The sequence below is a fragment of the Nibrella viscosa genome, assembly GCF_039541875.1.
Classification (GTDB): Bacteria; Bacteroidota; Bacteroidia; order Cytophagales; family Spirosomataceae; genus Nibrella; species Nibrella viscosa.
This window is the reverse complement of the sequence record NZ_BAABHB010000001.1, coordinates 339,360-351,774: the sequence shown is the minus strand read 5'-3', so window position 1 is coordinate 351,774 and position 12,415 is coordinate 339,360. Positions and strand designations below refer to the sequence as shown.

The following is a 12,415-nucleotide window of genomic DNA, read 5'->3' as shown; positions in this document are numbered from 1 at the left end:
TTTAATCTCCGGGACAGCTTCCCGGAACACAGGCTATACAGTAAGAGTAACGGCAGAGGAAATTTCCATAAAACATCCAAGCATTACATTCGAAGAATGGCTCTTCCCTACCACTTCACTCCTACTCGTAGCCCTGCCACATAATTCCTTCGTGCCGAGGCATTGTAGAAGCGGTTGGCGACGGCATTGAGGTCGTAGCCCAGGCTGTACTGCTGGTCCAGCAGATTGTCTCCGCTGACGTAGGCATCCAGCGTCCAGCGCTGGCCGAGGGTCCGCCGGAAACCGACCGTCGCGGTCAGGATACGGGCGGGGTCTGACTGGAAGGTGTTGGCATCAGTTAGAGGAAAGGTATTGAGGAACTGGTAGGTCACGTGGCCATAGAAACCCAGCCGCGTTTCGGCATCCACCCCGGCCACCGCTACCGTCGAAGGCACGCCTGGAATCCGATTACCCGATACATCGGCACCGGCCCGCTGCGATTCGCGGAAGCGGTAATCGGCCAGCGTCAGGCTGTGCCACAGCCGAGCCACTCGCCAGAAGCCGGCCTGCCCGGATGCCGGTCGGGGTGCCAGGTCGTAGGCGAGCATGGCCTCAAGACCTTTCTGGTCGGTGCGGCCGGCATTGACAAAAAACTCCGCTCCGGCGGGCGTAGACCGGCGCACAATCGTTTGCCGCAGTTGAAACTGGTAAACAGCGATATCGAACTGTAAGTGGCTGTTCAGGATATGTCCGCGCAGACCGGCTTCGTAATTAATGCCGCGCTCAGGTTCCAGTGTGGTGTTAAACGTGGCCTCCGAGGGACGCACCTCCTGCCCCGATGGGGCTGAGTAGCCCGTACTTACGCTGGCAAATACGGACACATTCGGCCCAAAGGTGCGCAGCAAGGCCACTCGCGGAAGCCATACCGGGGTAAACGTCCGCTCCTGCGGGATAATGGGCCGACGGGAGAACCGGGTAAAGCCGTAGCGAACATCATTGCGGCTCAGACCAAGTGTCAGCCTGAAAGCAGCTGGTAAGGCCGTTTCTGTTTGCAGGAACAGCACCGACTGCCGTGCCCGCAGTTCGTCTTCATTCTGGAGTGTATCCGGCTGCCCGCGCCGGTTGCCGTAGTTCCGGCTGATGGTGAAGTTACGCTGCCACTCGGCCCCAACCGTCAGCGTTGTCGGCAGGACCTGGTCCAGTAGCCGCACCTGGGTCACGGTCCGGCCACCGAGGCCCTGGTCGGGGCGCTTCTCGTAGTTGGTGATAAACGGGTTGGCAAAGTCGGTAAGGGAGCCGTAGATGACCGTGGTATTCTGCACCCGCTCGCTCCAGCGGTACTCGTGCGAGAAGCCCAGGTAGCCGATTTTCTGGTAGATACCCGCCTGCTGCTCGGCGCTGCCGGGAATGGTCGGCGTGGCCGGGCGCGACTGCCGGGGGTTTGCCAGGTATTGCGCCGGATTCAGACCGCCGGGCGTCTGGTAGTTATGGTCCGAATAAAAGCCCAGAATAGAAACAGTGCGCTTAGGGCTAACGACAAACGAACCGGTCAGGTTGAGCACATCGCGCACCAGGGCACTATGCTGCCGGTAGCCATCGCCCTGCAGGTGGTTGTAGCTGAGCGAAATCGCGGAATTATCGTTGCCGGTCTGCACCGTCACGCTGTTACCAAACAAACCATACGAACCTGTCAGCGCCGACACTTCCGCCGACGACTGCCCGGCCGGTACGGCCAGCCCGCTGAACAGGACCGTGCCTCCCGTACCGGCACCGTACAAACTGCCCGATGGCCCTTTGATGACCTCCACCCGACCTATACTGCGCACGTCGAGGGCGTTGAGCGGAGTATTACCGGCCGCATCCGTCAGCGGTAATTCGTTATAGTAGACTTTCACGTTCCGCACCCCAAACGGCGACCGGATCAGACTACCCCGAATCGACAGCCGGTAGCTGCCCGGCGACCGCTCATCGATGCGCACCCCCGGAAGCGTATTCAGCGCCGGCACCAGCGTTGGCGTACCGAAGCGTTGCTGCAAATCCCGGCGGGTGAGCAGATTCACAGAAGCCGCCGTTTCGATTAGCCGCCGGTTGGAGGCAAAGCCGGTCACGACTACCTCGTTGAGCCGGATGGTATCTTCTTCGAGGGTTGGGCGTGGCGTTTGCGCGGTCAGCCAATAGGAAGAACAAAAGAGCGGGAAGCAGAGTAAAAAGCGATGCATGGAGGGTTGTCTTAGCGCACAAAGATAGGCATGCGAGCCAAAACTATTGTTACAAAGAAAATTTGGGATACTGATCGGCTAATCGATCGTCGAGTCCGCTGAATGCCATCGTTCGGCAAATTTTACCTATTTTTATACCAGTACGCGCTAATCTGTCAGGCCAATGCGCCAGACTGATACCGCCTGCAGCGGTCGCTCAGCGTGTACATCCACAATCGAATAAAACCGTTGGCATGTTGGTAACCCAAACCCCTACCACTGTTACAGAATCCAGATTACCCGCCCGTGCCTGGCTGATCCTGGCGTTACTCTGTGTAGTGGGCGCGCTGAACTACCTCGACCGGGTGATGATTACAACCATGCGGGGCTCGATAGTGGATGCCATACCCATGACCGACACCCAGTTCGGATTGCTAACGGCCGTGTTTTTATGGACGTATGGCCTGCTGAGCCCCATGGCCGGCTTTCTGGCCGATCGCTTCAGCCGGAGCCGGGTCATTATTGGCAGTCTGTTTATCTGGTCGGCGGTAACATTCCTGACGGCGTATTCGACCACCTTCGGAGCATTACTCGCCACCCGCGTGCTGATGGGTGCCAGCGAAGCCTGTTACATTCCGGCCGCCCTGGCCCTGATTGTCGATTATCACCGTGGTTCGACCCGCTCGCTGGCCACCGGCATCCATGTCGGTGCCATGATAATTGGCCAAAGCCTGGGGTTTATGGGGGGCTGGCTGGCGCAGGATAATAGCTGGAGCACGGCCTTCCTGCTTTTTGGTGTTTTCGGCATGGCATACGCGATTTTGCTGCTCTTCCTGCTGCGCGATGCTCCGTCGGCCCCGCCTGCCGTCGGCAAACCGACTGATTCCCTTAATACGGTTCATTTCGCACCGGCGCTCCGAAATTTATTTAGTCATGGGTCGTTTGGGCTGGCGCTGGCTTTTTGGGGATTTCTGGGCATGGTGGGCTGGCTCATTATTGGCTGGTTGCCTACGTATTACCAGGAGCATTTCCGGCTATCGCAGGCCGAGGCCGGTTTATACGCAACGGGCTATGTGCATACGGCGTCGCTGGTTGGGGTCTTGCTGGGCGGTGCGCTGGCCGACCGCTGGAACCGCACCAACCCACGGGCCAGAGTACTCTTGCCCGCCCTTGGCCTGTTGCTGGCGGCACCGGGCGTTTTTACGGCCAGTCTGACAGACGCACTGCCGGTAGCCGTTGGGGGATTTGTAATCTATGCGCTCACCCGTGCCTTCAGCGACGCCAACATGATGCCCATTCTTTGCCTGATTACAGATGCCCGGTACCGGGCAACAGGTTACGGGGTCCTTAATCTGTTCAGCTGTATTGTTGGCGGACTTGGCATTTACGCGGGCGGGATATTGCGGGATAGTCACATCGACATAAGTGTGCTGTTTCGGGTAGCGGCCGGCTTCATGCTGCTCTGCGCCGGGATCCTGTTTAGCATTCGGGTCAGGCCGGAAACGCCGGCGTAACCACCTTGCTGCAGGCGCAGTGTTTAAGATTACTTCCTGATGATTGGTGTTACGTTAAGAGGTAGGAAGCCAGTCTATACTGATTATTACTCGTGTAAGTGAAACGAATGAAAACTCGCCGAAATTTTTTGCGTAAGACATTGCTGGGCCTCAGCAGCACCCCAGTGCTGCCGACCTGGCTGCGGGCCACCCCGACCAGTACGCCTGGTGCTATTACCAACACCATACCCTCAGTTTCCCCTAATCCGGTTGCTCAAAAGCACCGCAATCTGTTCAACGGCGATACCTGCATTTATTTCTACAATCCGGAATATTCGCAACCGGAGGATTTTACCCTGAAACGGGTAATTAACCCCCGAACGGGTAAACTAAATAATACGCCTACGCTGGTAGGTGGCCCCTTTTCCGTCAAATCTATCCACTGGTATGTTGATCTGCTGGCCGACAGCGGCATTGATACCTTCATCATCAACGCGAATGCCTCCCGAGCCTGGTATCCCAGTAAAACGATGCCGAGCCTGCTGGACGGCTACAAGCGGGGAGACCGGGATTTTTTTCGGGCGCACGCCACGAGTCAGGGTTTTAAAGACCAGGAGGCAATGGAAGCGTATCTGGACTGGCTCGTTTCGTTTATGAATCTGTATCAGGATCTGCTGGATGCCGGCGTAGACTGGCTGGCCGAAACGCCCAAAGCCTGCCGACGGCGGAAGATCTCTCCCTGGGTCAGTATTCGCATGAACGACATGCATGGTGCCCGAAATTTTGAGGGAAGTTTCTTCAACACTCCCCTGCTCACCCAGAAGGAGATGCGGCTGAAAAACAATTGGTATGGCTATTATAACTCGCCGACGCGGCAGGGACTGAATTATGAAAGACAGGAAGTGCGGGATTTTATGTTCGCTCAGATTCGGGAAGTGGTAGAAGACTACGACTTTGAAGGACTCGAACTGGACTGGTGGCGGCTACCGCTCTGTTGCGAGCCCAACGCGTCGCCCCAGACGGTGGCGATGATGACCGACTGGTTTCGCCAGATTCGCGCCCTAACGGAAAGGCAGGCCCGGAAAACAGGACGTCCCTTTCCGTTAGGGATGCGTATTCCAGGCCGGCTGGAGATCTTAAAAGAGATCGGCCTGGATGTGGTGACGCTTTGTCAGGAAGGTACCCTTGATTTTATCGCCCCATCGGGATTCTGGTGTACTACCTGGGATATGCCCTACGATACGCTGAGAAAACAGGTTGGCGATCGGGTCGCGATTTACGGGGTGATCGAAGACGCACCCAACACCCTGGCTACGACCGATCGGGCGCGAGATTATACTCAGGCCATGCGCTACCTTTCGGCTAGTCCTGAGTTGATGCGGGCCAATGCTGCCGGCAAACTGGCCATGGGCGCTGATGGGATCGAATGGTACAATTTTGCCTGTACGGATCAGCCCCGGCTACCTGGGCAAAAGGCTGATTATTCTGTAATAAAGGACATTCATCAACTGGACTCCTTACGGGGTCGGCCCAAACATTATTCGTTCGGTATCGGCGGGCAGCTTAACAACTACCTGCCGTATGAACTGCCTGCCCAATTGCCGGCCATATTATACAACAACGCCCATCATGCCTTCAAACTGGCGATGTGTGCGGAGCCTATCCAGGCCGGAATGGAGCTGGTGGTTCAGATCATTGTCAAGGCCGATGACGATGTAACGTTCCTGCCCGTATCGGTCAATAGCTCCTGGCCAAACACCAAACGTGAGTGCGTCGAAAGCCTGCTGTTTCCCTGCGGTCCCCTTACCCATTTCACCAAAGACCACGTTGGCCATATTTTCCGCTTCCCGGTTTCGCTGGTGCGGGATGGCTGGAACGAAGTCCTGGTGGAGAATGCGGGTAAAAACCCGGTTACGGTAGTGTGTATCGAACTCGCCATCCGGCCGAAAACTGACTAACCCTGGCTGGTAAAATACCGACATAAAACCATTTTGCTACCGGCGGCCTTCGCGAATGATCTATAACCTGCTCATTGCGGAGGGATGTCCTTTATACGTAATAAAGCCTGTTGCAGCGGCAGATTAAAAATCTGTTCCCGCTGCAACAGGCTTTATCCCCTACTCCGTTAAACTTAATATCCCGGATTTTGCGTCAGTGTTGGCGTACCATCCGGGCGTTTGGTAGCGTCTATTTGTCGCTGCGGTACGGGGAACAATACGTTATGGTCTCTGAACACCGCTCCTTTCAGGTTGGCCCGCTTGGTGGTTTCGTAGGTCAGGTAGTTGTTCAGCACCTCTTTGGCAATGCCCCAGCGCACCAGGTCGAAGAACCGCTGACCCTCCATACCCAACTCCAGCCGGCGCTCAAACCGGATGGCTTTCAGCGCAAACGCTTTGTCGGCCCACGGCTCTTTGTACTCCTGAATCACGTAATTGGCAGCGGCTTTGCCATCCGGCATTTTAACAAACCCATCCGGGTTGGCCGCCCGGCGACGAATCTGGTTGATGTATTCGCGGGCCTTCTCCAGATTGCCCAATTCGGCTTCCGTCTCGGCCGCCATCAGAAGTACTTCCGCAAACCGGATGATCCGCACGTTATTGGCCGAGATCTGCCGGCTTGTTCCTTCCGTAAACACGCCTTCGTCTGCTTTATAATACACATTTTTCTTGGGGGAGAATGGTCCGGCATAGTTCTGGTCCCGAATCCAGGCTTTGCCGGGATGTGGACCCCAGTCCAGATACGGTATTCCCCGACGGCCAACCGTCCAGTCTAACCGGGGGTCCAGCGGTCCCTGATGCGGGGTAAACGGCTGGTTGCTTTCAATGCCCTCATCGCTCTTTACTTCCGTTTTGTTGTGGTTGTCGAGCAGCGGCAACCCGTTGGCATCCGTCTGGTAGGCGTTTACCAGGTCCTGCGAAGGCTGGTGGTAGCCGCAGCAACCGCCCGGCTGAGAGGGAAGGCCACCATGCGGGAAGTTCAGATTATCGCCCAGACCCCCATTGTAGCCCCGTCCGTTATCATTGACCGAATACTGCGCATCCAGTACACTTTCTGAATCCGTATTGGTTCCCTGCGTTACAATGCGGAAGTTATCGTGGTATCTGGGCAGCAGCGCGTATTTGACGCCCCGCGTGGTCCGGCCGTTGGCGATAATGACATCCAGCAGGGGTTTTGCTTCCGCCCACTTTTTCTGGAAAACATACAGTTTGGCCAGCATGACCCCGGCCATCCACTTGTTCACGCGGCCTAACTCCGGGAAAGTCTCCGGCAGATTATCATAGCCGAATTTGGCATCTTCCTCCATTTCTTTCCACAAGACCCGCTCGTTTGGCTGCAGGTAATCGGTTGTTTTTTCATCAATCCACGGCATCCGACCAAAAACGACCGTGCCATGGAAGTAGTAAACGGCCCGCAGGGTACGAGCCTGACCCAGGATGTTTTTCAGTTCGGTGTCTGTAAAATCCTTCACCGTGGGTGCCACCCGGAGCACGTCGTTGCAGCGGGCTATGCCATCGTAGACAAACCGCCACCGATCGTCGAGTTTGGTGTTGTCGGCAGCAATTTCGTAGCGTTCGATATTGCTTCGGCTCCCTCCCACATCGGCCCCTTTCTGGGCATCGTCGGAGGTCAGGCTGCCAAACACCCAGTTGGAGAACGTACTGACATCGGCCCCGGCACTGGAGCCGCTCCCGTACATGGCCCCGTTCAGGCCGGTGTAGGCCGCGATCAGCATGCCCTGAACACCGGCTTTGGTCCGCAGGGCCTCTTCACTGAACACCCCAATAGGTGGCCGGTCCAGAAACTCATCCTTACAGGCATTACTGAACAGCCCCACGAGGCCCAGCGTCAGAAGCAGACTGTATTTGCTGATATTTTTCATAGTGGTTTAAGGCTTCAGATTAAAAGACAAGATTGATTCCACCCAAAATCTGCCGGGGGTTTGGTACGCGGCCATGATCTACCCCCAGGCCAATATCACCCCGGCCAACATCCAGCAGGTCCGGGTCCGGGCCGGTGTATTTGGTAATGGTAAACAGGTTCTGGGCCTGTACGTAGATCCGGCACCGGCTCACACTCAGCCAGCTCAGCAGCGAGGCCGGAATGGTATACCCAAGCTGAACGGTCTTGGCCCGGAAGTAAGAGCCCGACTCCACATAGTAGGTGTTGGGCACGGTACTGGTCACGTTGTCGTTGGCATCCAGTTTGGGCAGGCTGGCGTTCATGTTCTCGGGTGTCCAGCTATCGTAAAGCATCCGCTTCGAGCGGTTACCCGCAAACGAGCCGTTCATGTCTGTCCACCATTTGGTGTTGTTGTAAATCTGGTTGCCGTAGTTCCAGAAAAAGAACATGTTGATGTCGAAGTTCCGGTAAGCAGCATCCAGCGTATAGCCCATCTGGAATTTAGGATGCGGGCTGCCGATGAATGTCCGGTCATTGGCATCGATCTTGCCGTCGCCGTTCAGGTCTTTATAGCGCCAGCGACCTACCGAACGCTGGGCGTTAGCCTCCGTGGTTTTGTTGATACCCGGTTGGGTCGGAGCCGCCATCACCTCGGCCGTACTGTTGAAGAAGCCGTCGATGACGTAACCGTAAAACTGCCCGATAGCTTCGCCCGACAAGGTGCGGGATACCTGACCATAGCGTACACTGTTGGTGAAGAAATCGACGCCCTGGCTTACCACCTTATTGCGGTAGGCCGAGAAGTTAGCCGAAGCCGAGTACTGGAGATCATTCGCCAATGCCCTCCCTCTATAGGTCAGCATCAGGTCAACGCCTTTGTTCTGGGTATTGCCGATATTGACAAACGGGGCACTGAAATCACCCTCCGTACCAGGCCGGGGCAGTTGCACCAGCAGGTCCGACGTTTTCTTGGAATACACATCAAGGTTCATTTCCAGTGCGCCGTTCAGGATGACCAGGTCCAGCCCACCATTGAGCGTTGACGTCTCCTCCCATTTTGACGCCGGATTACCTTTGCGGTCGAGGTCATAACCCGGTGCCGTGGACGTGTTGGTCCCGCTGATGTCGTAGAACGAGCGGCTCGGGTCGGACCGGTAGAAGCTGAACTGGTTGTTTCCGTCGATCTGATCGTTCCCCACTACGCCGTAGCCGGCCCGGAGTTTGAGATCAGAGATAAGCTTGACATTCTGCATAAACGGTTCCTGCGAGATACGCCAGCCCACACTCAGCGACGGGAAATTACCGTACCGGACATCACGGGCAAACTTGCTGGAACCATCGCGCCGGAGCGTGGCATTCAGCAGGTACTTGCCATTGTAGGAATAATCGACCCGGCCGAACAGCGAATAAAGCGCTTCGGTACCAATCTGCGAAAAGTTATTCTGCCCGATCGGATTTCCCCGGTCGAGTACCCAGAAAGACTCATCCGTAAACGGATAGTAGCCCGACCGGTCACCGCCCAACTGCTCCCGCTTGAATTCGACAGACTCGGTTCCGGCCAGCAGTTTTACGTTGTGGACGCCAAAGCTTTTATCATAGTTCAGGGTATTGGTAAATGTCCAGCGGTATTGGTAGCCACTGCGCACCTGGAAGTTGGTTTGAAAGTTCCCTTCCGAATGCTCAGGGTTTACGTGCCGGAACGCCATGCTGTAGTTGTTGTTATAGTCGATGCCGAAACTGCTGCGAAACCGCAGGTCTTTCAGAATATCCACTTCCGCATAGACACTTCCCAGCAGGCGAACATCCGTTTCTGCGTTATTGCGGTTCCGGTATAAAACCGCCACCGGGTTTTGCCCATTACCGGTACCGGGTGCTTTAGAACCGGCAAAATTGCCCATGATGTCATACACCGGAATGATAGACGGCATCCGGTAGGCCTGCGACCAGGGAGACCCCTCATCATTATCGCCGGAGCCTCTCCGCTTGCGGAAAGAACCAAAGAGGGTTTCGCCGAACCGGATGCGGTTGGTAAGTTTAAACTCCGAGTTGACCCGCGCACTGTACCGGTTGTAATACGTGTATTTTTGCAGCCCAGCCTCATCATAATACCCCAGGCTCAGGCTGTACACCGAGCGGTCGGTTCCGCCCGAGGCACTGATGTTGTGGCTTTGCACCGGAGCCGCCTGCGTCATTTCCCGGAACCAGTCGGTACCTGCTTTGTTGGCCCGGACGATCTGGTAAAACCCGTTCTGGTCGTAATTGTATCGGCTGGGGTCCACGGCCGCATTCCCTTCCATCAGCCCTCCGCTGGAGCCGGCCAGCACGTAATCCGGAATCACCGGTGTTGTTCCCTTACCGTATTGCGAGTGGTTTGGCGTAATGCCCGCGCCCAGCTGCTGCTTCCAGATCAGCTCGCCCAGTTCGGCCGTGTTCAGCATCTCGGGCACACGGGCAACTTTCGATACGCCATAGAAGCCGTCATAGGCAATCCGGGTCTTGTTGGCTTTACCCTTCTTGGTGGTTATAATGATAACGCCACCCGCACCCCTTGCTCCGTAGATAGCCGCCGATGATGCATCTTTCAGGATGTTCATACTTTCGATATCGTTCGGGTTCAGTGAGTTGGTGCTGGTCGTTTGCACACCGTCGATGATGATCAGCGGATTGTTGCTGCCGAAAGAGTTAAGACCCCGGATTCGGATATAGCCTTCCCCCCCCGGCTGGTTGGAACCGGAAGCCACCACACCCGCTACCCGGCCCTGCAGCATATTACTCACGTCAGCGGCCGGTTTGGTCAGCATCTGCTCCACATCAACTGACGCAACCGAGCCTGTCAAATCAGCCTTCTTCTGGGTCCCATAACCAACTACAACGACTTCATTCAGCGATTTTACATCCGTGTTCATCCGCACGTTGATGCTCGACCGGTCACCCACAATCACCTCCTGCGGCTCGTATCCAACGAAGCTGAACACCAGCACCGCATTCCGGTCCGGTACGGAAATCGTGTAATTGCCGTTGGCATCGGTGACGGTTCCCTTCAGCGTTCCTTTCAGCGCTACACTCACACCGGGCAGGCCCCCGCCGGTTTCGTCGGTTACCTTGCCGCTCACATTCTGATCAGCCGGTGCCACGCTTTCGGTCTGGGTGGTCTTGGGAGCCATGCTTTGAATGGCCGGCTGCCCCATGCGCTGCTTGCTAAGCAGAATTTGCTTCTTTCCGACCACCTCATAGCCTACCTGCGCGTTCCGGAAGATCTGGTCCAGCACCGCCGATAAAGGCTGGTTGCTAATGGTTAGCGAGATGCGCCGGTCAGCCTGTATTTGCCGGGGAATATAAGAGAATGTTACGTTAGCGACTTTTTCAATTTTCGATAAAACAGCACTGATTTCCTTGTCCTCAACAGACAGGCTGATCGGCTGTTCCAGAATGGTCTGGGCAGTAGCGGTCCGGGCGTAGGTCATACCGGCAAACAGGACCGCACACAGGAGTTGAACGAGGGATACACGCATGAGAACCAGCACGTATGCGTTACAGTGTCGGGTAAAGTTCATACATTTGACTGTTTTTGTTTTAAAGGATTAAGGCAAAGACATGTAGCTCCCTGCATCGAACAGGATGCAGCGGTAAAACCCGGAAGGGGGCACTTTTGAGCCGGTGATGCTGGTACCATCACCGGCTTCTTCACAGTAAAAGACTAAGGCGAACCTCAACGTAGCGTCATACGGTTAGGGTTAAAAGTTGGAACATTTTCACTGCGGACAGCCGGTACTGGTAATGACGATCTGCGCGTCAATTACTTTATAACTGGCTCCCAATAGCTTACACAGAATCGACAGGTTATCGTACACGTCTTCGCTTTCCAGCGAGGTGGTAATAAAGCAGTTGCGCATCAACTCTTCGTCGTAGACAACATCTACACCGTACATGGTTTCGAGGGCGGCAAAAATTTGGGATACCGGCGCGTTCTGAAACGTAAAGGCGGTTTGCTCACCCGGTGGCGTCAGGATGGCCGGCTTTTGCACGAGCGTTTTAACAAAGCGCAGTTCTTCACCCAGGTAGGTCACCTGCTGGTTGGGGGTCAGTACCACACCGATCGTCTCGGGATCAGCGTTGGTTTTGGCGGTTGTGACCAGTTTGGGCGAGTACACGGATACTTTTCCGGTCCGGACGGTCACCGTCACGTTTTTGCCCGACGCGGATGCATGCACGTAAAAACTAGTCCCTAACACCTTTGTCACCAGGTCGTTGGCGTACACCAGAAAAGGCCGGTTCGGATCTTTCTCTACCTCAAAGAAGGCGTCACCCACCAGCGTTACTTCCCGCTTATCTTGGGCAAAGGCAGCCGCATACCGCAAAAAACTCCCAGGTTGCAGTGTCACCACGCTTGAATCACCCAACACCAGCCGGAGCGGTCTGGTGGACGTATTTACCCGCTCGACTACTGACGATTGCCCGGAAGGAATGCGTTTGGTGTAGGCTACCAATACTGAGGTCGGCTTCCGTAAAAGATACCAGCCGAGGCTTACAGCTAATACCACCAGCGCAGCCGCAGCTACCGTTCCGTACCAGTTCATGATCGGTCGGTGAGCCGGAACAGGGCCGGTAGTTCGGGTGGCCAGTGTCTCCCAGTTTTTAGCCAGAAGTCGTTTCTTCTCTTCCCCGGTAGCGGGCAGGGGCACTTCCGTGTCCAGCGAATCGAACCACTGCTCCAGCAAGGCTCGCTCTTCGTCGGTACAATCCCCTTTGAGGTATCGGGCTAATAGCTCCTCGTATTTGCGGCTATCCATCGGGCTGCGTTCTGCGTACAGAAGGCATAGACGGACAACCGGAAAAAATCCCTAA

6 protein-coding genes are annotated in these 12,415 nt (G+C 55.8%); 2 read left to right on the top strand and 4 right to left on the bottom strand.

The features are described from left to right. Positions 1–107: 107 nt before the first annotated feature. Positions 108–2,198: a TonB-dependent receptor gene (locus tag ABD931_RS01485; protein WP_345263216.1), complete on the bottom strand. Its 2,091-nt coding sequence runs from the start codon at positions 2,196–2,198 to the stop codon at positions 108–110. Between the two features lie 233 nt (positions 2,199–2,431). Between ABD931_RS01485 and ABD931_RS01480 the strand changes: the two genes are divergently transcribed. Both ABD931_RS01480 and ABD931_RS01475 read left to right on the top strand, forming a co-directional pair. Continuing rightward, complete coding sequence (locus ABD931_RS01480; protein WP_345263214.1) at positions 2,432–3,691, top strand: MFS transporter; 1,260 nt, start codon at positions 2,432–2,434, stop codon at positions 3,689–3,691. A 107-nt stretch (positions 3,692–3,798) separates the two neighbouring features. After that, positions 3,799–5,628 (top strand): alpha-amylase family protein, encoded by a 1,830-nt coding sequence (locus ABD931_RS01475; RefSeq protein ID WP_345263212.1) that lies wholly within the window; start codon positions 3,799–3,801, stop codon positions 5,626–5,628. A gap of 173 nt (positions 5,629–5,801) precedes the next feature. On the opposite strand, the gene ABD931_RS01470 is transcribed toward ABD931_RS01475, so the two are convergent. From ABD931_RS01470 to ABD931_RS01460, 3 genes are all read right to left on the bottom strand, one after another. Continuing rightward, positions 5,802–7,550, bottom strand: a complete 1,749-nt coding sequence (locus tag ABD931_RS01470; RefSeq protein ID WP_345263210.1) for a RagB/SusD family nutrient uptake outer membrane protein — start codon at positions 7,548–7,550, stop codon at positions 5,802–5,804. A 19-nt stretch (positions 7,551–7,569) separates the two neighbouring features. Continuing rightward, positions 7,570–11,082 (bottom strand): TonB-dependent receptor, encoded by a 3,513-nt coding sequence (locus ABD931_RS01465; protein WP_345263208.1) that lies wholly within the window; start codon positions 11,080–11,082, stop codon positions 7,570–7,572. 240 nt (positions 11,083–11,322) lie between these two features. After that, positions 11,323–12,360, bottom strand: coding sequence for a FecR family protein (locus ABD931_RS01460; protein WP_345263206.1), 1,038 nt, complete (start codon positions 12,358–12,360; stop codon positions 11,323–11,325). Positions 12,361–12,415: the final 55 nt, after the last annotated feature.

Coding starts and splice junctions, on each gene's coding strand:
- ABD931_RS01475 (WP_345263212.1), top strand. CDS start 3,799: ATGAAAACTCGCCGAAATTTTTTGCGTAAGACATTGCTGGGCCTCAGC.
- ABD931_RS01485 (WP_345263216.1), bottom strand. CDS start 2,198: ATGCATCGCTTTTTACTCTGCTTCCCGCTCTTTTGTTCTTCCTATTGG.
- ABD931_RS01480 (WP_345263214.1), top strand. CDS start 2,432: ATGTTGGTAACCCAAACCCCTACCACTGTTACAGAATCCAGATTACCC.
- ABD931_RS01465 (WP_345263208.1), bottom strand. CDS start 11,082: ATGCGTGTATCCCTCGTTCAACTCCTGTGTGCGGTCCTGTTTGCCGGT.
- ABD931_RS01470 (WP_345263210.1), bottom strand. CDS start 7,550: ATGAAAAATATCAGCAAATACAGTCTGCTTCTGACGCTGGGCCTCGTG.
- ABD931_RS01460 (WP_345263206.1), bottom strand. CDS start 12,360: ATGGATAGCCGCAAATACGAGGAGCTATTAGCCCGATACCTCAAAGGG.